The sequence below is a fragment of the Empedobacter sp. R750 genome (genome assembly GCF_030324345.1).
In the GTDB taxonomy this organism is placed as follows: Bacteria; Bacteroidota; Bacteroidia; order Flavobacteriales; family Weeksellaceae; genus Empedobacter; species Empedobacter falsenii_C.
Map to the genome: position 1 here is coordinate 309,818 of NZ_JACAGF010000002.1, position 17,786 is coordinate 327,603.

The 17,786-nt window shown below is 32.0% G+C and carries 16 protein-coding genes and 2 tRNA genes; 8 read left to right on the forward strand and 10 right to left on the reverse strand.

Features of this window, described 5'->3' with window-relative positions:
- Positions 1 to 2: 2 nt before the first annotated feature.
- The 4 genes from HXZ74_RS03935 to HXZ74_RS03950 form a co-directional block, all read right to left on the reverse strand.
- The gene (locus HXZ74_RS03935; RefSeq protein WP_052217917.1) at positions 3 to 650 is read right to left on the reverse strand and encodes a 7-carboxy-7-deazaguanine synthase QueE; all 648 of its coding nucleotides are present in this window, start codon (positions 648 to 650) and stop codon (positions 3 to 5) included.
- A gap of 4 nt (positions 651 to 654) precedes the next feature.
- Positions 655 to 1,530, reverse strand: coding sequence for a bifunctional 5,10-methylenetetrahydrofolate dehydrogenase/5,10-methenyltetrahydrofolate cyclohydrolase (locus HXZ74_RS03940; RefSeq protein ID WP_038336522.1), 876 nt, complete (start codon positions 1,528 to 1,530; stop codon positions 655 to 657).
- Between the two features lie 189 nt (positions 1,531 to 1,719).
- Entirely contained in the window at positions 1,720 to 2,565 is an 846-nt protein-coding gene (locus HXZ74_RS03945) for a hypothetical protein (RefSeq protein WP_286473927.1), read from the reverse strand.
- Positions 2,566 to 2,651: 86 nt separating this feature from the next.
- On the reverse strand, positions 2,652 to 4,766 hold the full coding sequence (locus HXZ74_RS03950) for a prolyl oligopeptidase family serine peptidase (RefSeq protein WP_286473929.1): 2,115 nt from the start codon (positions 4,764 to 4,766) through the stop codon (positions 2,652 to 2,654).
- A gap of 200 nt (positions 4,767 to 4,966) precedes the next feature.
- Here HXZ74_RS03950 and HXZ74_RS03955 point away from each other — a divergent pair, with 200 nt between their 5' ends.
- Positions 4,967 to 6,391, forward strand: coding sequence for an MATE family efflux transporter (locus HXZ74_RS03955; RefSeq protein ID WP_286473931.1), 1,425 nt, complete (start codon positions 4,967 to 4,969; stop codon positions 6,389 to 6,391).
- Positions 6,392 to 6,424: 33 nt separating this feature from the next.
- Here the strand turns inward: HXZ74_RS03955 and HXZ74_RS03960 are convergent, their stop codons facing one another.
- Complete coding sequence (locus HXZ74_RS03960; RefSeq protein WP_114998442.1) at positions 6,425 to 7,750, reverse strand: hydroxymethylglutaryl-CoA synthase family protein; 1,326 nt, start codon at positions 7,748 to 7,750, stop codon at positions 6,425 to 6,427.
- A gap of 173 nt (positions 7,751 to 7,923) precedes the next feature.
- Here HXZ74_RS03960 and HXZ74_RS03965 point away from each other — a divergent pair, with 173 nt between their 5' ends.
- Positions 7,924 to 8,562 (forward strand): HdeD family acid-resistance protein, encoded by a 639-nt coding sequence (locus HXZ74_RS03965; protein ID WP_114998444.1) that lies wholly within the window; start codon positions 7,924 to 7,926, stop codon positions 8,560 to 8,562.
- A 42-nt stretch (positions 8,563 to 8,604) separates the two neighbouring features.
- On the opposite strand, the gene HXZ74_RS03970 is transcribed toward HXZ74_RS03965, so the two are convergent.
- Both HXZ74_RS03970 and cls read right to left on the reverse strand, forming a co-directional pair.
- Positions 8,605 to 8,748 carry a hypothetical protein gene (locus tag HXZ74_RS03970; protein WP_181816261.1) on the reverse strand — a complete coding sequence of 48 codons (144 nt, stop codon included), beginning with the start codon at positions 8,746 to 8,748 and terminating at the stop codon, positions 8,605 to 8,607.
- A gap of 34 nt (positions 8,749 to 8,782) precedes the next feature.
- Positions 8,783 to 10,279 (reverse strand): cardiolipin synthase, encoded by a 1,497-nt coding sequence (gene cls, locus HXZ74_RS03975; RefSeq protein WP_286473934.1) that lies wholly within the window; start codon positions 10,277 to 10,279, stop codon positions 8,783 to 8,785.
- Between the two features lie 131 nt (positions 10,280 to 10,410).
- Between cls and HXZ74_RS03980 the strand changes: the two genes are divergently transcribed.
- From HXZ74_RS03980 to der, 4 genes are all read left to right on the forward strand, one after another.
- A tRNA-Phe gene (locus HXZ74_RS03980) sits at positions 10,411 to 10,486 on the forward strand.
- A 112-nt stretch (positions 10,487 to 10,598) separates the two neighbouring features.
- Positions 10,599 to 10,949 carry a phosphomannose isomerase type II C-terminal cupin domain gene (locus HXZ74_RS03985; protein ID WP_038336510.1) on the forward strand — a complete coding sequence of 117 codons (351 nt, stop codon included), beginning with the start codon at positions 10,599 to 10,601 and terminating at the stop codon, positions 10,947 to 10,949.
- Positions 10,950 to 10,984: 35 nt separating this feature from the next.
- Positions 10,985 to 11,413 carry an adenylyltransferase/cytidyltransferase family protein gene (locus HXZ74_RS03990; RefSeq protein WP_180905607.1) on the forward strand — a complete coding sequence of 143 codons (429 nt, stop codon included), beginning with the start codon at positions 10,985 to 10,987 and terminating at the stop codon, positions 11,411 to 11,413.
- Between the two features lie 103 nt (positions 11,414 to 11,516).
- Complete coding sequence (gene der, locus HXZ74_RS03995; RefSeq protein ID WP_038336507.1) at positions 11,517 to 12,824, forward strand: ribosome biogenesis GTPase Der; 1,308 nt, start codon at positions 11,517 to 11,519, stop codon at positions 12,822 to 12,824.
- A gap of 108 nt (positions 12,825 to 12,932) precedes the next feature.
- On the opposite strand, the gene HXZ74_RS04000 is transcribed toward der, so the two are convergent.
- Positions 12,933 to 13,006: transfer RNA gene (locus HXZ74_RS04000), tRNA-Arg, on the reverse strand.
- 191 nt (positions 13,007 to 13,197) lie between these two features.
- Between HXZ74_RS04000 and HXZ74_RS04005 the strand changes: the two genes are divergently transcribed.
- Both HXZ74_RS04005 and HXZ74_RS04010 read left to right on the forward strand, forming a co-directional pair.
- The gene (locus tag HXZ74_RS04005) at positions 13,198 to 14,265 is read left to right on the forward strand and encodes an ABC transporter substrate-binding protein (RefSeq protein ID WP_286473937.1); all 1,068 of its coding nucleotides are present in this window, start codon (positions 13,198 to 13,200) and stop codon (positions 14,263 to 14,265) included.
- On the forward strand, positions 14,266 to 14,757 hold the full coding sequence (locus tag HXZ74_RS04010; protein ID WP_286473940.1) for a MepB family protein: 492 nt from the start codon (positions 14,266 to 14,268) through the stop codon (positions 14,755 to 14,757).
- Between the two features lie 452 nt (positions 14,758 to 15,209).
- On the opposite strand, the gene HXZ74_RS04015 is transcribed toward HXZ74_RS04010, so the two are convergent.
- Together HXZ74_RS04015 and HXZ74_RS04020 are read right to left on the reverse strand one after the other, a co-directional pair.
- A complete protein-coding gene (locus HXZ74_RS04015) occupies positions 15,210 to 16,229 on the reverse strand; it encodes a phenylalanine--tRNA ligase subunit alpha (RefSeq protein ID WP_038336503.1) in 1,020 nt (339 codons plus the stop codon).
- A 149-nt stretch (positions 16,230 to 16,378) separates the two neighbouring features.
- Positions 16,379 to 17,515: a DegT/DnrJ/EryC1/StrS family aminotransferase gene (locus HXZ74_RS04020; protein WP_286473942.1), complete on the reverse strand. Its 1,137-nt coding sequence runs from the start codon at positions 17,513 to 17,515 to the stop codon at positions 16,379 to 16,381.
- Positions 17,516 to 17,786: the final 271 nt, after the last annotated feature.

Below are 17,786 nucleotides of genomic sequence, written 5' to 3' on the forward strand. Positions count from 1 at the left end.
ATCTAAGGAATATCCAAATATTTGTGTGTTTGTAAAGAATAACGCCATTTCGGATTTTCTTTTACATATTCCACAATCAATGGAAGATTTTTGTCGCGTTTGCTCCATTCTGTTTGTAAGAAAAGTGTACAATCTTTTCCAACACGAGCAGCTTGTTCTTCAGCAAACTGAAAATCGTGATTATTGAACACAATACATTTCAATTCATTTGCAGCTTCGCAAACTTCGTCTAACGGCAACATTAATTTTTTAGGAGAAAGACAAACCCAATCAATTTCTCCACTCAACGGATAAGCACCCGAAGTTTCAATATGGATTCTTGCACCTTTTTCGTGTAGTTTTTTTGTCAAATAAGTCAAATCCCACATCAAAGGTTCTCCTCCTGTAATAATGATTGTTTTGGCTTGAGAAGTTGCCAAATCCACCAATTCATCAACATTAGTTAAGGGATGCTTTTCAGCATCCCAACTATCTTTTACATCGCACCAATGGCAACCTACATCACAACCTCCTAATCGAATAAAATAAGAAGCCACACCTGTGTACATTCCTTCACCTTGAATTGTGTAAAAATGCTCCATAACAGGCAATAATTTCCCTTCTTGTATCAATTGTTGTTCTTCTGCAGTTGTTGATGCAATGTGTATCATAATTTTATTTTTTGTTGTTGTATGCCAACAATGTGTTTTTTAATAACATAGCGCGTGTCATAGGTCCAACTCCTCCTGGAACTGGCGTTATCCATGATGCTTTTTCTTTTACATTATCAAAATCTACATCACCAGCTAATCTAAATCCTCGTGGATTAGTTTCGTCATCAACGCGTGTAATTCCTACGTCAACGATAACCGCTCCATCTTTTACCATATCAGCTTTTAAGAAACCTGGAACACCTAATGCAGTGATCACAATATCAGCTTCTTTTGTAAATTGTTCTAAATTTTGAGTTTTCGAATGAGTTAATGTAACTGTACTGTTTCCAGGATTTCCGTTTTTACTCATCAAAATACTCATTGGGCGACCAACGATGCGAGAACGACCAATCACAACTGTATGTTTACCAGCTGTATCAATGTTATAACGCTCTAACATTTCCATAATTCCGTAAGGTGTAGCAGGTAAAAATGTTTCCATTTCTAACGCCATTTTCCCAAAATTCATCGGATGAAAACCATCTACATCTTTTTTAGGATCAATTGCATTGATAACCGCTTCTTGATCGATGTGTTTTGGTAATGGCAATTGCACGATAAACCCGTCCAATGTATCATCATTGTTCCATTTTTCAATTTCAGCAATCAAATCTTCTTGAGAAATTGTATCAGGCAAACGTAATTCTGATGACTCAAAACCTACAAAATGACAATCCTTGATTTTATTGTCAACATAGGTTTGAGAAGCACCATTACTTCCTACTAAAATTGCACCCAAATGTGGTACACGAACTCCTTGGTCCTTGTAATTCTGCACCAGCTCCTTGATCTCTTGTTTGATCTCTTTTGCCAGTTTAATACCGTCTAAAATTTGCATTGTTTTGTTGTGTTTGCGCAAAGATACGGACAAATTGGAAAATAAATCATTAAGTTTTGAGTTGATGATTTTTTGATTAAATAGAAAAACCACTTCGTTGTGAAGTGGTTTTAGCATTATTGATATTTTTTTATCTATCTAAACTCTATGATTAAGCAAATCAGATGGATTTTGATTTATTATAATTATTTATTCTTGTAAAATCATTAGTTTTCTTACATCATCTAAAAAATCATTATCCTTTTCACAAGGAATCCTTTTATTCAATTTATTTTCAAAATATTCGTTAAATCTCTTACAGTTTTTTACAGCATAAAATTTTTGTTCATTATTTAATAAAATAAAAGGATACAAAATATATTTTAACCTATAAGGTGCTCCATAATAACTTCCTACAGCCATTTTTGTAATTGCTTCACCTGAAGGAATAGCAGATATTTCGCTGTAAAAATAATCCGAATTTGCAAACTTTACTTTTAAGAAATAGTTTTTTGAATAATCTATCATAAAACCACCTTTCATTTCCTTCGCTTCGTTTTTATTAGATGCTTTTATGCTTAAGTAAAGATTTCCTTTGTAAACAACTGCAAAAGTATTTCTTAAAATATCATCACTTCCAACATATTTAAAAGCCATTAAGTCTTTTGGGTTATCATAATATTTTTGACCTTCTTCTCTTCCAACAATCTTTTTTGTTGAGGACGGAATTTTTTTATAAAAATCATCAATTGTTTCATAAATACCTTCAGGTAAATCATTTTCATAATATTTATCCTTTATTTCGGTATAAGTATTTTGATCCACTTTATTAATAAAATCAATAGAATCAAAAATAATTTCAGAAACATCTTCTTTTATTATTGCTTGATTAGAAGACTTATTCATTTTAAGTTTATATTCATAAACTTTATCTCCATAAAAAACATCTTCAACTTCCATTTTTTTTCCGTCTGATAAAACTAAAGTTGCTTTTTTAATATACTGTCCAAAAGAAAAAGTAGAGCATAAAATAAATAGTGTTAATATTTTTTTCATCAATAATATTTTTCATAAATATATAAAAAAATCCACCTGAATATTCAGATGGATTTTGGGTTTATTGACTGAATTAAATTAATCTTTTATTTCAATTTTTTGATTCCCATGTTCCATAAAGTGAACGCATATTTATCAGCTGTTTCATTGATCACAACTTCTGTCGAACGACCTGCTCCGTGACCAGCTTTTGTTTCAATTCTGATTAAAACTGGATTATCACACGCTTGTTTCGCTTGTAAATTTGCCGCAAACTTGTAAGAATGTGCAGGAACTACACGATCATCATGATCTCCTGTTGTGACTAATGTAGCAGGATAACATGTTCCTTCTTTTACGTTGTGAACTGGTGAATATCCTTTTAGATACTCGAACATTTCTTTACTATCATCAGCTGTTCCGTAATCATAGCCCCAACCTGCACCAGCAGTAAATGTATGATAACGTAACATATCCAAAACACCAACCGCAGGCAATGCTACTTTTGCTACTTTTGGATTAATTGTTTCTGTTGCTCCAACTAATAAACCTCCGTTAGATCCTCCTGATAATGCAGTAAAATCTGGTGAAGTGTAATTGTTTTTCTGTAAATATTCTGCAGCAGCAATGAAATCATTAAAAACATTTAATTTATTGAATTGACGCCCTCCATCGTGCCATTTTTTACCATATTCTCCACCTCCACGTAGGTTTGGAACAGCGTAAACTCCACCATTTTCAATCCAAGCAGCAGTTGCTGGACTAAATCCTGGTGTTAAACTAATATTGAATCCGCCGTATCCATAAACAATTGTAGGATTTTTACCATTTTTCTTCAATCCTTTTTTATACGTAATAATCATCGGAACTTTTGTCCCATCTTTTGACGTATAAAAAACTTGTTCAGAAATGTAATCATCTGAATTAAATTTCACATTTGGTTTAATGTAAACATCCGAAGAACCCGTTTCTACATTGTATTTGTAGCTTGTAGATGGTGTGATATAATTTGAAAATCCGAAATAGATTTCTTTCTCTGATTTTTTTCCTCCAAATCCTGATGCAGAACCAACTCCAGGCAATGTAATTTGACGAACTTTTGATCCATCATATTTGTATTGCTCTACAACCGAAATTGCATCTTTTAAGTATTTAGCAAATAAATAACCTCCTCCTGTAGAAACAGATAATACATTTTCAGTTTCTGGAATAACTGTTTTCCAAGCAACTTCGCTCAAATCAGAAATAGTTGCTTTAACTACTTTATTGTTTGGAGCTTTGTTATTCGTAAAAATGTAAAAAGTTTCTCCATCATTGTCAATCACAGAAGTATTTGTGTCAAAATTATTCACAATCGTTTTGATTGGACTATTTGCTTGAGACAAATCTTGATAATACAACTCATTTCCTGTTGTTGTATTCGCAGCTGTAATAATTAAGAAACGCTCATCATCCGTCAAATAAGCACCAACATAGCGACGAGGTGTTTCAGTTCCTCCAAAAATCAATTGATCTTTTTTCTGAGCCGTTCCTAATTTGTGGTAATATAATTTGTGTTGATCTGTTTTTTCTGATAATTCAGATCCTTTTGGTTTATCATAAGATGAATAATAAAAACCTTCGTTTCCTTTCCAAGCTGTTCCAGAGAATTTAACATCAATCAATGTTTCTCCAACTTGTGTTTTATCTTTTGCATTAAGAACAATAACTTTTCTCCAATCCGATCCACCTTCTGAAATAGAATATGCGACTAAACTTCCATCTTTAGAAAAACTAACATCTGCTAAAGAAACAGAACCATCTTTTGAGAATTTATTTGGATCTAAAAAAACTTCTTCTGTTCCGTTTTCACCTAATTTACGGTACAAAACTGAATGTTGTTGTAAACCATCATTTTTGTAGTAATACGTATAATCTCCTTCTTTAAAAGGCGTCGAAATCTTCTCATAATTCCAAATATCCGTCAACGATTTTTTCAATTGCGTACGTAACGGGATTTCATTCAAATAAGCATAAGTTGCTTTATTTTGTTCAATTACCCATTTCTTCGTATCCTCAGACAAATCGTCTTCCAACCAACGATATGGATCTTGTACATTCTCTCCAAAATACGTATCAACATGATCAATTTTTTTTGTATCTGGATACTTTTTCTTATAACTCTGTGCATTCACTCCTACCATAAGGGCAACATTAAATAAAATAAAAGCAGTTTTTTTCATTTCTTCTTAGTATAGCTGTTTTGGTAAAGATAATAAAATCAAAAAGATAAATTGGTATTGAAAAAAATGATTTAAATTTGCGCAAAATCCTCTCAGATTTTAATTAAAATGAATACTTAACACTTCGCGGCAACTTAACGTTTAATTCATTTTTATTTAAAAATTTATCAAGTATTTTTAATTTTTAAAAACCAAAAAAAATGACTGTAGAAAAGTCTTTAACAGCCAAAATTGGGTCTATTTTTTCGTTAATAAAACAATCTTTTTCAAGCGAAAACTTAGATTTAACCGCATTACCTCTAAAAAAATCAGTATTTCTATTAGCTATTCCGATGATGTTCGAAATGGTGATGGAATCTGTCTTTGCATTGGTCGATTTATATTTTGTAGGACATTTAAAAGAAAGCGCTTTCGCTATACAAACCGTTGGTCTTACAGAATCCTTATTAACAATTGTTTATTCGATTTCGATCGGAATAAGTATGGCTGCAACTGCCATTATTGCACGAAGAATTGGTGAAAAGAAACCCGAAAAAGCTTCGGAAAGTGCTTCGCAAGCAATTTTATTATCGATAATAATTACAATTCTGTTGAGTATTTTCGGATTTATATTCGCAAAAGATTTATTGATTTGGATGGGCTCAACCGAACAAGCCGCAGAATATGGGAAGAATTTCACTAAAATAATAATGGCAAGTTGTTTATCAATTGTATTATTATTCTTGATTAATGGAATTTTTCGTGGAGCTGGGAATGCAGCAATTGCCATGAAAAGCTTGTGGTTAGCTAATGGAATCAATATTATTTTGTGTCCAATTCTTGTTCGTGGATGGTTCTTTTTTCCTGAAATGGGATTAGAAGGAGCTGCCTTAGCAACTGCTATTGGACGAAGTGGCGGAGTGATTTATCAATTGTATTGTCTAACGAAAAAAGATTCATTAATTCAAATCAAATGGAGCTATTTCGTCCCAAAATCTAAACTCATTATCAATATTGTAAAAATTGCAGTTCCTGCTATTGTACAATACATTATTGCAAGTTGTAGTTGGATTATTCTCGCTCGAATTGTTGCTCAATCTGGTGGAGAAATTGCATCGTCTGGTTATCAAACTGCTTTACGATTGATGATGTTTTTTATGTTACCTGCTTGGGGATTGAGTAATGCTGCGGCAACTTTAGTTGGTCAAAACTTAGGAAATAAAGATCCCGAAAAAGCAGAAAAATCAGTCCTTATGACCATGAAATTTAACATCATTTACATGTTGATTGTAAGTGTTATTTTCTATGGATTAAGCAATTATTTAGTCTCAATTTTTACAACAGAAGAACATATCAAAATCGTTGCAAAAGAAGGAATGTATATTTTGGCAACTGGTTTTTTATTATACGGAATTGGAATGGTAATGATGAATGCTTTTAATGGAGCAGGCGATACAATGACGCCAACGATTATCAATTTTGTTGGATTTTGGTTATTTCAAATTCCGTTAGCTTATGTACTTTCTTATCATTTCAATTTGAAAGAAGAAGGCGTTTTTATAGCAATTCCTGTTTCGGAAACGTTTATTGCAATTTTAGCATTTATTCTCTTTAAACGAGGGAAATGGAAGCAGAAAATAGTATAAAAAATCCGCTCAATGAGCGGATTTTTTTATGTTTTATCCTTTAAAAGTATAATATCTTGCACCTTTCAAATCTGGAATTTCAGTTTCAATGCGATCTAAAGCAAAACCTTTCGAATCATTAATAGATGTTTTCAGATTTTTATTGTGTAAATCTTGGTATTGTTCAAAAGAAATTGCTTCTCTTTTATTTAAATAAGTGAACAAATCCATTTTATTCATCACATTCTTCCAACCTTCACCAATTTGTCCTTGAAAAACTTTCGATTTAGATCCAGAACCATACGCAATAAAACCAACTGTTTTTCCATTTAATTCTTCATTGCTATCTGCGCTTACTTGTAGAGCCGATAAAAATGCTGTAAAAACTGAAGCTGTGTACATATTTCCGATCTCAGAAGAAGCACGTTGAGTTGGTTCTACTTTTTCTTTGATTAAGGCTTTATATTCATCCGATTTTGAAACAACTTTCAAGTTATCATTCGAATTATCTTGATCATTTTCTAATGCAAAAACATCCGAAAACATTCTTTTTCCTTGAAATGCATAAGGCAAGTGAAAAGCAATATATCGCCAACTTTCGTACAATTTACCTTCTATTTTAGCCTCATCTTTAAAGTTGAAATAAGCTTCTCTAACTCTGTTTTTATAACATTCGTTAGAATATTGCCCTTCAAAAACGGGTTCATCAGAAAAGATTTCGATTTCAGATTTTGTTGTTCCTAAAGCATTCAAAATCGCTTCATCAGAAGTTGATTGATGTGGTTTAAAGAAATCAAAAACAGATTCCATTCCAATTCCCCAATTGTTATCAAACGCAATCAAATCTGGTTGATTCGAGATTAACATCGCTACTGCACCAGCACCTTGCGTATATTCTCCCGTCGATTCTAAGCCATATTTTGCATAATCGGCTGCAATTACAATTGCTTTTTTAGCTGGATTTACACGAACATAATCGATAGAATTGTGCATCGCATCTACTCCACCCACGCACGCAAACGTCATATCCACAACATCTGTATGTCTAAAAGGTCGTTCACCAAATTGTTTAGCCAAAACAGATTCTACCAATTGTACTGCATAAGTTGCGGTTGGTTTTGCTCCATCTAAAGCGCTTTCTGTTCCTAAATAAATTCGTCCGATTTCAGTTGGATTTATATCAAAATCTGTGATTAATTTCAACAAAGCATTCGCAGCGATAGTTGCTGTATCTTCATGAACATCTAAAACAGACATTTTCTTTAAACCCAAACCAATTTCAAGTTTATCAGGATCAATATTGCGTTGAATTGCTAAATCTTTTATTGGTAAATATATATGCGGAACGTAGATAGAAGCCGCCTCTATTCCATACTTCATTTTCGTTGATTTTTAAGCGAACTTCAAAGTTAAGAGTATTTAATTTTTAGTAAGCATGAAATAAATCCTGAATTTTAAGAAATCAATAATCATTATAAAAAAACAAAAAAATAGAGGTTTAATTAGAATATTTCTTAATTTTAAGTCTATAATTTTAAATATTTTTTTTCAAAATGGCTCGTACTTTTTACAAATCAATCAAAAATTCTGTCAAATATTGGTGGATTTTATTAATCATTGGATTATTATTCGTTGGACTTGGAATTTATACATTCGCATTTCCAACAGCATCGTATGTTGCACTTTCAGTATTTTTTGCTGTATCTTTTTTATTCTCTGGAATTTCGGAAATTGTTTTTTCGATCTCAAACAAAGATGAAATTGATAGTTGGGGCTGGACATTGACATATGGAATTATTACAACTATTGTTGGATTTATGTTAGTTGTAAATCCAATTCTAAGTTTAGAAGTTTTTGCTTATTATGTTGGATTTTTAATTTTATTCCGCTCAATTTCTGGAATTAGTTATGCTTTCGACCTAAAAAATTATGGCGTAAAAGATTGGGGAATTTCTCTGTTCTTAGCTATTATTGGATTAATCATTTCCCTAATTTTATTATCATCTCCACAATTAGCAGGTTTAACAGCAGTAGCTTGGCTTGGATTAGCTGTAATTTCATCAGGATTATTTGCTATTTTTATTTCGCTTCAATTGAAGAAAATAAAAGATATCCCGAATAATATTTCAGACGATTTGAGAAGTCGATATGAAGAAATTAGAAAAGAAATCGAAGATTTTAAAAATCAATAAAAAACAAAAACCTCTACTTTAATTGATGTGGAGGTTTTTGTTTTATTTTCCTAAGATTCCTTCTAAAAATCCAGTTTTAAAAGATTCAATCATAACATCTGGTTGATCTATAAAATTTAGGAAACCATATGCAAGAACTGCACCTATAGCAATTTTTCCAATTGTTAATAAAGATAGCTTTTTCATATTACCTTGATCTAAAATCGAATGTAATAAATATTTACAATATCGGTGCTAACAATCTACAAATTGATGCAAATGCACGGTAATACCAAGGTCTATTTTCCCATTTTTCTAGCGTTAATAATTCTGAATCCTCTTTATCTATATCAAATTGAGCACTCATTTGTTTTAATAAAGTCTCATTTTCAATTACAGAAGTAATTTCAAAATTAATCATAAAACTGCGGTAATCTAAGTTTACTGTTCCAATAAAAGCCAATTTATCATCGACAGTAATAGTTTTGGCGTGAATAAATCCTTTTTCGTACAAATAAACCTTCACACCTCGCTTCATCAAAGGTTTTAGGAATGATAATGACGCTTGTTGTACCACTATCGAATCGCCTTCTTTAGGAATAATCAGCTCCACTTCTACTCCGCTCGAAACAGCAATCATCATCGCTGTCTTAAATTCGTCACTTGGTATAAAATATGGTGTACACAATTGCACTTTCTTTTTCGCTAAAGTAATTGCCAAAATCATCGCTTCCATTGCCGAATGTAAATCACTACCAGGCGAAGAAAGTCCAAAACTAACAGTTGCAGCATCTTCAAAAATCTTACTTTGAGAATTGTAAAAATAATTTGAATCAGAAATATTATACTTTTTGCCTTCGGTCATCATCCAATTTAAGTAAAAATGCAATTGCAAACTATTGATAGAATCGCCTTCAATCATCACAGAAGTATCACGCCAATAAATCTTATTATTTGGACTTATTACACCATTTTGATTGATGTATTTATCACTAATGTTAATTCCTCCTAAAAATGCTTTTTTACCATCAACAATCAAAATTTTACGGTGATTACGGTAATTAGAATTCGCTAAAGACGAAAATCGAACAGGTAAAAATGTCTGAAACTCCACACCTGTTCCATCAAATCTTGAGTGATGTTTATTCAGTTTTGATGATCCAAAATCATCCGCAGTTACACGAACTTCTACACCATTTTTAGCTTTTTCAATCAGAATATCAATGATTTCATTTCCAATATGATCTTCATCAAAAATGTAATATTCAAGATGAATATGATCTTTCGCTTCTCGTAAAGCTTCTAAAAAAAGAGGGAATTTATCTTCTCCATTTGTCAACAACTTTACTTTATTATTTGTTGCAGGATAAGCAACTCTTGCATTGTTTAAATAACGATAAACCTGTGACAATGAACCAATTCTTGCATTTACTTTATCTAAATCATCTTGAACAGATTGATCCATTTCAGCCCATTTTTCATTGATGATTTTTTGATGATTCTTATCTATTCGTTTAAAAAATTCATCTTTTTTAAATTTCTGTCCAAAGAAAAAATATAGGATTATTCCAATAAACGGTAGAAAAACAATTACTAATATCCATGCAATTGTTTTAGTAGGGTTTCGATTTTCGATCAAAATAGTAACAATCACCATTATATAAAGGACGGTAAGCGGAACCCAATACCATTCTTTGATAAAATTCCAGATGTGCAAAAGTGTGATAGACCATTCCATTTGTAATCGATTCGTAATTTTTATAAAAATAAATGAATAAAAATCAACTGCTTAAAAAATTAATAGAAAATATTTAAAAATAATTTTGGAAATGATAAATAAACCTTCTTATATTTGCAATCCAAAATGACGGTGCCTTAGCTCAGTTGGTAGAGCAAAGGACTGAAAATCCTTGTGTCCCTGGTTCGATTCCTGGAGGCACCACCACATTTATAAAACCTCAAGCATGTGTTTGAGGTTTTTTTTTTGAATGAACATAACAATTTATTCATCGAGTATTTTAGAGTTGCATCTAAATATTCCGTAAATTGCGTAAAACATGGAAATAGGAAATAGACCTTGGGGTTCTTACTATGTATTAGAGGACACCGATATATATAAATTGAAGAGAATAGAAGTGAATGTTGGCGGGCGTTTGTCTTACCAATATCACAATCATCGTGCAGAAGTTTGGACAATTGTTCAGGGAACCGCAATGGTGACACTTGATGATAAAGAATATGAATACAAAGCGGGTGAAGTCGTTATTATTCCATTAAAAGCAAAACATCGTATTCAGAACATAGGTAATGAAACATTAATTTTTATCGAAGTTCAACATGGTACGTATTTTGGAGAAGAAGACATCATTCGCATCGAAGATGATTACAACCGATCATCTGAAGATTAATAAAAACTAACTATAAAAGACTAAACTAATTGACTATGAAAATCGGAATTACATTTAGTGCTTTTGATTTGCTTCATGCGGGACATATCAAAATGCTAGAAGACGCAAAACAACATTGCGATTATTTGATTGTAGGTTTACAAACAGATCCAACATTAGATCGACCAGAAAAAAACAAACCTACACAAACTGTTGTAGAACGCTACATTCAGTTAAAAGGCTGCAAATTTGTTGACGAAATTGTACCTTATGCAACTGAAGAAGATTTGGAAGATGTTTTGAGATCGTTCAAAATTGATGTGCGTATTTTAGGTATTGAATACCAAGATAAAAACTTCACAGGACGTAAATATTGTGAAGAAAAAGGAATCGAATTGTACTACAATTCAAGAGACCACCGTTTCTCAAGTTCTGGACTTAGAAAAGTGGTTGCTGAAAAAGAACTTCTTAAAGTTGTAAAATAAAAATGGAGTAAGGTTAGAGTTTATCTAACCTTTTTTATTTACAATACTTTCTCAATCAAAAAATTAATGTAAAAAATAATTCTAAAAATTATACCTTTGCAAAATGTCAAATATAGTTGCAATTGTAGGAAGACCAAACGTTGGTAAATCTACGTTCTTCAACAGAATGATCCAAAAAAGACAAGCTATCGTCGATGACACTTCTGGTGTTACACGTGACCGTCACTATGGAAAATCTGATTGGAATGGAAAAGAGTTTACCGTAATCGATACCGGAGGGTATGTCGTTGGTTCAGATGATACCTTTGAAGAAGAGATCCGCAAGCAAGTTGAATTAGCTATCGATGAAGCAAATGTAATTTTGTTCATGGTAGACAATCAAGTTGGTTTAACGGATATGGATAAGGAAGTTGGCAACCTTTTAAGACGCACTAAGAAGCCTACATTCTTAGTTGTGAATAAGGTCGATACCAACAAAAATTTAGAAGATTCTTATGAGTTTTATAACTTAGGATTCGAAAAAATGTACACAATCGCTGCAATGAGCGGAAGTGGTACAGGTGAATTATTAGATGATGTGGTAGATTGTTTTACAGAAGAAGAACACATTGATCCATTCGAAGGTTTACCTAAAATTACGATCGTAGGTCGTCCAAATGCTGGAAAATCTACATTAATCAATGCATTATTAGGTGAAGAACGTAATATTGTAACGGATATCGCAGGAACAACACGTGATTCTATCGAAACGTTGTACAATAAATTTGGACACGAATTTGTTTTGGTAGACACTGCTGGAATGCGTAAAAAAGGAAAAGTTAGCGAAGATTTAGAATTTTATTCTGTCATGCGTTCGGTTCGTGCAATCGAAGAATGTGACGTTTGTGTCTTGGTAATTGATGCAGAACGTGGAATTGAAGCACAGGATTTGAACATTCTTTATTTAGCAGAACGCAACCGAAAAGGTGTTGTCATCTTAATCAACAAATGGGATTTATTGGAAAAAGAAACCAATACAATGAAAGAATACAAAGATGCTATTCTAAAACGTATTGCGCCTTTTACAGACGTTCCTGTGTTGTTTATCTCGGCTCTTACAAAACAACGTGTCTTGAAAGCTGTTGATACATTTATCGAAGTTTACGAGAATCGTAGCCGTCGTATCAAAACAAGTAAATTAAACGAAACCTTGTTACCGATTATCGAGATTACACCTCCACCTGCAGTAAAAGGAAAATACATCAAAATCAAATATGTAACGCAGTTACCTACAAAAACGCCTCAATTTGCGTTTTTCTGTAACTTGCCGCAATATATTAGAGATCCTTACAAACGATTTATTGAAAATCAATTGAGAAAGGAATTTAATTTTGAAGGAGTTCCAGTTGAAGTTTACTTCAGAAAGAAATAATAAAAATCCAAAAAGTCCATTTACAATTTGTAGATGGACTTTTTTATTGATAACAATAGAATTTAACATTCATAAAAAAAGCTCAACGATTGACGCTGAGCATTTTTGTGACCGAGACAGGATTCAAACCTGTAACCTCTTGAGCCGTAATCAAGTGCGCTATTCAGTTGCGCCACTCGGCCGTTTGAAATAATTGAAAGTATTTTCCCTTATTTTCGAATGCAAATATACAGCACTTTTATCGTAAAAACCTAAGCTTTTCGAGAAAAATTTTTAACAATAATTTAATTTACAACGTATCAATCGCTTACAAAAATATTTTTTTATGATTTTGGCAGAATTCTTAACTTGCTTCCTCTAAATTCAATCCAAAATGATTAAAAAATTAATTCTAAGTTCATTCATTCTTCTTGCCATTAGTAGTTGTAAACAGTCGAAAGAAGCTGTTAAAACCGAACAAGAAAATACAACTTTTCAGTTTGCAAAAAATATTTCTATCGAAGAAAACAACGAAACAATCACCATAAAATCATCTGGAAATACGATTTCATTTGATAAAAAAGACTTGCCAATCAAAACTGTGATGGTAGAAACTTCGTCTGCTGTGACGTTTTTAGATCAATTAGGAAGTCTTGATTTAATTAAAGGAGTTTGCGATGCAGATTTTATTTACAATCCTAAAATTGCCGAAGGAATTGCAAATAAATCAATCTTAAAAGTTGGAAATTCGAACGAATTATTCACAGAAATTATCTTAAAAAATAAACCACAATTGATTATTGCAAATTCAAATCCTGTTTTGGCAAAATTTCATCAACAATTGGAACAAAATGGGATAAAAGTATTGTATTTAGATGAATACAAGGAGCTAAATCCATTGGGACAAGTTGAATATTTGAAGGTTTTCGGAAAATTATTCGGAAAAGATACAGAAGCTGAAAAACGCGTAGAAACGGTTAAAAATAATTATGATTCGATCAAAAATATCATTCAAACCAAAGCACAAGGTAATGTTTCAACAATTGTGAATACAATGTATGGCGATATTTGGTACGTTCCGACAAATGATTTGTTGCAAGCAAAATTGATTGACGACGCGAAAGGAAATTATATTTTCAAGAATAAAACAGGTGAAAATAGTTTGAGCTTAACATTTGAAGAAGTTTATACAGTTGGAAAATCTGCAAATTATTGGATCAATGTAACAAACGTAAATTCATTAGCAGAAATGAAAGCTTCTTATCCAAATTATGCGTGGTTTGATGCGTTCAAAAAAGGAAATGTATATGCTTACAATAAACGAATGAATGCAAAAGGTTCGAATGATTATTTTGAACAAGGAATTCTTCGCCCAGATATTATTTTGAATGATTTAGGAAAGATTTTCTATCCAAATTTATTTCCAACTTATGATTTATACTTTTATCAACAATTGAAATAAATGACTGAAATTATTCAAAAATTCGAAGATTTTGTTCTAAAATCAATGAATTTATCCATTTCAAATATTGAAAAAGATTTAGAATGTGACGAATATGTTGGTTATAATTTCAATGTTAATGAGTTTTCTATAAAATTTAGAAAAGCGAAAATTACACCTAAAAAAGTTGGTCAATTTGTAACGTTATGGAAACGAAATACAGCTAAACAAACCGAACCTTTTGACGAAAATGATGGTTTTGATTATTACATTATTGCTACAGAAGATGATTCTAAACTAGGTTTTTATATTTTTCCGACATCAATTTTAATTGAAAAGAATATTTTGACCTCAATTAAAAAAGAAGGAAAAAGAGGTTTTAGAGTTTATCCGAATTGGGTAAAACCTGAAAATAAACAAGCGGAGAAAACTCAAAATTGGCAACAAGATTATTTCGTAGAAGTCAACAATCAACAAATTGATAAGAAAAATGTTAAATCAATACTTAAATAATAATTGAGATGTCTCAACAAGCTTGACATGACAATTTCTAAATGCTTTTTTATGAAAATTAAACACATCATATAATTAGATATTCCTTATATTTTATGTCACTTTTTACTTGACTAAAAAGTAACCAAAAAGTCAAGGCTGTAAATCTATTAGACTAAAAATACTTTCATTTCACTAAAGATTTTAAAAACCCTACAGGCTAAAATCTTTTTAACGTTACATTCAATTATTTTCTTAACGTCATAGATTTAAGGCCATTTTTAATAGGACGATTACATTAATTATTACTTTGTAAATAAATAGAGTGATGTCTCGGCATGACAATTTCTAAATGCTTTTTTATGAAAATTAAAACTAAAGGATATAATCTCTAATATATTATTTAAAACATTATTCCAATAAAAAAATCCTGCTCAATTGAACAGGATTTTTTGTTTATAATATTTTCTATCTTAGAATAACTCCGATTGAAATTGCTCTAAGAAACGTTTATCATTTTCTGTATACAAACGGATATCCCCAATTTGGTATAATAATAACGCGATACGCTCAATTCCCATACCGAATGCATAACCCGAATATTTCTCAGGATCGATATCAACATTACGCAAAACGTTAGGATCTACCATTCCACATCCCATAATTTCTAACCAACCTGTACCTTTTGTCATACGATAATCAGTTTCTGTTTCTAATCCCCAATACACGTCAACCTCCGCAGAAGGCTCTGTAAATGGGAAATATGACGGACGTAAACGAATTTCAGATTTACCAAATAACTCAGTTGTAAAATAACTTAAAGTTTGTTTCAAATCTGCAAACGAAACACCTTCGTCGATGTATAAACCTTCGATTTGGTGGAACATCATATGCGAACGAGACGAAATCGCTTCGTTACGGTAAACACGACCAGGTGCTAAGAAACGCATTGGTGGTTGATTTTTCTCCATATGACGAATCTGCGTAGACGATGTATGCGTACGCAACACAATATCTGGATCAGTTTCGATGAAAAATGTATCTTGCATGTCTCTTGCAGGGTGATGCGCTGGCAAATTTAACGCTGTAAAATTGTGCCAATCATCTTCGATTTCTGGACCTTCAGAAACGCTGAATCCAATGCGATTAAAAATCTCGATAATACGATTTTTTGTAATGTTAATTGGATGACGAGAACCCAATGTAAAAGGCTCTCCAGGACGCGTTAAATCTAAAGAAGAATCAGTTTTTCCTTCGTTTGAGATTTCATTTTTAAGAACAGTTGATTTTTCAGTTGCCAATGTTTTTAATTCATTTACAACTTGACCAAATTCCTTTTTTTGTTCATTCGGAACAGATTTGAACTGTGTAAACAAGTCCGTTAAAATTCCTTTTTTTCCTAAAAATTTAATTCTGAATTCTTCAATTTCAGCAGCATTTGTTGAATGGAAGTTTTTTACTTCTTCAATATATTGTTTGATTTGGTCAATCATAATTTCTGATCAATTTGATTACAAATTTAACCGATAATCAACTTATAACAAATTATTCGAGTACTTTTATTAAAAACGTCTAATTCTTATAAATAAAAATCCTCCTAAGAAAACTTAAGAGGATTTGATTGATATTATATTTTTGAAAATTATTTTCCAAATACTTCTTTTACTTTAGCAGAGATTCTTTCGCGTTCTGCATCTGTTAAATTAGAGCCAGAAGGTAAACATAATCCATTTTCGAATAATTCTTCTGCTACCGTTCCTCCATAATAAGGTGCATCTGCAAAGACAGGTTGCATGTGCATAGGTTTCCATAACGGACGAGATTCGATATCATCTTCCAAGAAAGCTAAACGTAAATCTTCGCGCGTTTTCCCTGCTACTTTTGGATCAATTAAAATCGCAGATAACCAATGGTTAGAGAAATAATCAGAACTTGGTTCTACAAAAACAGTTACGCCATCAATATCCGCAAACAACTCTTGGTAGAATTTATTCATTGCACGACGAGCTGCTACTCTATCCGCTAAAACTTCCATTTGTCCACGACCAATACCTGCTGTAATATTACTCATCCGGTAATTGTACCCAATATGCGAATGTTGATAATGTGGTGCATTATCACGAGCCTGAGTTGCTAAAAATACCGCTTTATTTTTATCTTCTTGTGTATGGGAAACCAAAGCTCCACCACCAGAAGTTGTAATAATTTTATTTCCGTTGAATGATAAAACACCGAAACGTCCAAAAGTTCCTGCAGATTTATTTTTGAAAGTAGAACCCAATGCTTCGGCAGCATCCTCTATCACTGGAATGTTGTATTTTTCTGCTACAGCATGTATCTCGTCAACCTTATAAGGCATTCCGTACAAATGAACCGCTAAAATCGCTTTTGGTGTTTTTCCTTTTGCTATACGATCTTTAATCGCCTCTTCTAATGCTATTGGACAAAGATTCCATGTATCTTTTTCTGAATCTACAAATACAGGTGTTGCGCCTTGGTAAGCGATTGGATTTGCAGTTGCTGAGAATGTCATTGATTGGCAAAGAACCTCATCTCCGTAGCCAACTCCACTTTCAATCAAAGCTAAATGAATTGCTGCTGTACCAGCAGATAATGCTGCAACTTTTACATTTGCATTTAAGAATTTTTCTAAATCTGCTTCAAAACCATTAACATTTGGTCCTAAAGGAGCCACCCAGTTTGCATCGAATGCTTCGTGAATGTATTTTAATTCATTTCCTCCCATATGAGGAGATGATAACCATATCTTTTCAGCCATTTTCTATAGTTGTTTTTGTTGTACAAATTTAGAATAAAACTATTGTTTTCGCTTCATTAGTTAATCATAAAACTTCATAATTGTAGAATAAAAAAACTCGAGCATCAATTTTAAATTCTAATTTGTACATAATACTTTTTACATTTTACTATTCTAACTGAACCGAATAACCCTTACATACATTCTACTGCCACTATGTTGCCTTTATCCTGCCTTTATGTTGGGAGTATCTAGCAAGTTTCAATAAAATCTCAAAAATCCCCCTTTGTAT

What these genes read in the sequence shown, in the direction of transcription:
- HXZ74_RS03935 (WP_052217917.1), bottom strand. Translation starts at nt 650, where the DNA reads ATGATACACATTGCATCAACAACTGCAGAAGAACAACAATTGATACAA.
- HXZ74_RS03940 (WP_038336522.1), bottom strand. Translation starts at nt 1,530, where the DNA reads ATGCAAATTTTAGACGGTATTAAACTGGCAAAAGAGATCAAACAAGAG.
- HXZ74_RS03945 (WP_286473927.1), bottom strand. Translation starts at nt 2,565, where the DNA reads ATGAAAAAAATATTAACACTATTTATTTTATGCTCTACTTTTTCTTTT.
- HXZ74_RS03950 (WP_286473929.1), bottom strand. Translation starts at nt 4,766, where the DNA reads ATGAAAAAAACTGCTTTTATTTTATTTAATGTTGCCCTTATGGTAGGA.
- HXZ74_RS03955 (WP_286473931.1), top strand. Translation starts at nt 4,967, where the DNA reads ATGACTGTAGAAAAGTCTTTAACAGCCAAAATTGGGTCTATTTTTTCG.
- HXZ74_RS03960 (WP_114998442.1), bottom strand. Translation starts at nt 7,750, where the DNA reads ATGAAGTATGGAATAGAGGCGGCTTCTATCTACGTTCCGCATATATAT.
- HXZ74_RS03965 (WP_114998444.1), top strand. Translation starts at nt 7,924, where the DNA reads ATGGCTCGTACTTTTTACAAATCAATCAAAAATTCTGTCAAATATTGG.
- HXZ74_RS03970 (WP_181816261.1), bottom strand. Translation starts at nt 8,748, where the DNA reads ATGAAAAAGCTATCTTTATTAACAATTGGAAAAATTGCTATAGGTGCA.
- cls (WP_286473934.1), bottom strand. Translation starts at nt 10,279, where the DNA reads ATGGAATGGTCTATCACACTTTTGCACATCTGGAATTTTATCAAAGAA.
- HXZ74_RS03985 (WP_038336510.1), top strand. Translation starts at nt 10,599, where the DNA reads ATGGAAATAGGAAATAGACCTTGGGGTTCTTACTATGTATTAGAGGAC.
- HXZ74_RS03990 (WP_180905607.1), top strand. Translation starts at nt 10,985, where the DNA reads ATGAAAATCGGAATTACATTTAGTGCTTTTGATTTGCTTCATGCGGGA.
- der (WP_038336507.1), top strand. Translation starts at nt 11,517, where the DNA reads ATGTCAAATATAGTTGCAATTGTAGGAAGACCAAACGTTGGTAAATCT.
- HXZ74_RS04005 (WP_286473937.1), top strand. Translation starts at nt 13,198, where the DNA reads ATGATTAAAAAATTAATTCTAAGTTCATTCATTCTTCTTGCCATTAGT.
- HXZ74_RS04010 (WP_286473940.1), top strand. Translation starts at nt 14,266, where the DNA reads ATGACTGAAATTATTCAAAAATTCGAAGATTTTGTTCTAAAATCAATG.
- HXZ74_RS04015 (WP_038336503.1), bottom strand. Translation starts at nt 16,229, where the DNA reads ATGATTGACCAAATCAAACAATATATTGAAGAAGTAAAAAACTTCCAT.
- HXZ74_RS04020 (WP_286473942.1), bottom strand. Translation starts at nt 17,515, where the DNA reads ATGGCTGAAAAGATATGGTTATCATCTCCTCATATGGGAGGAAATGAA.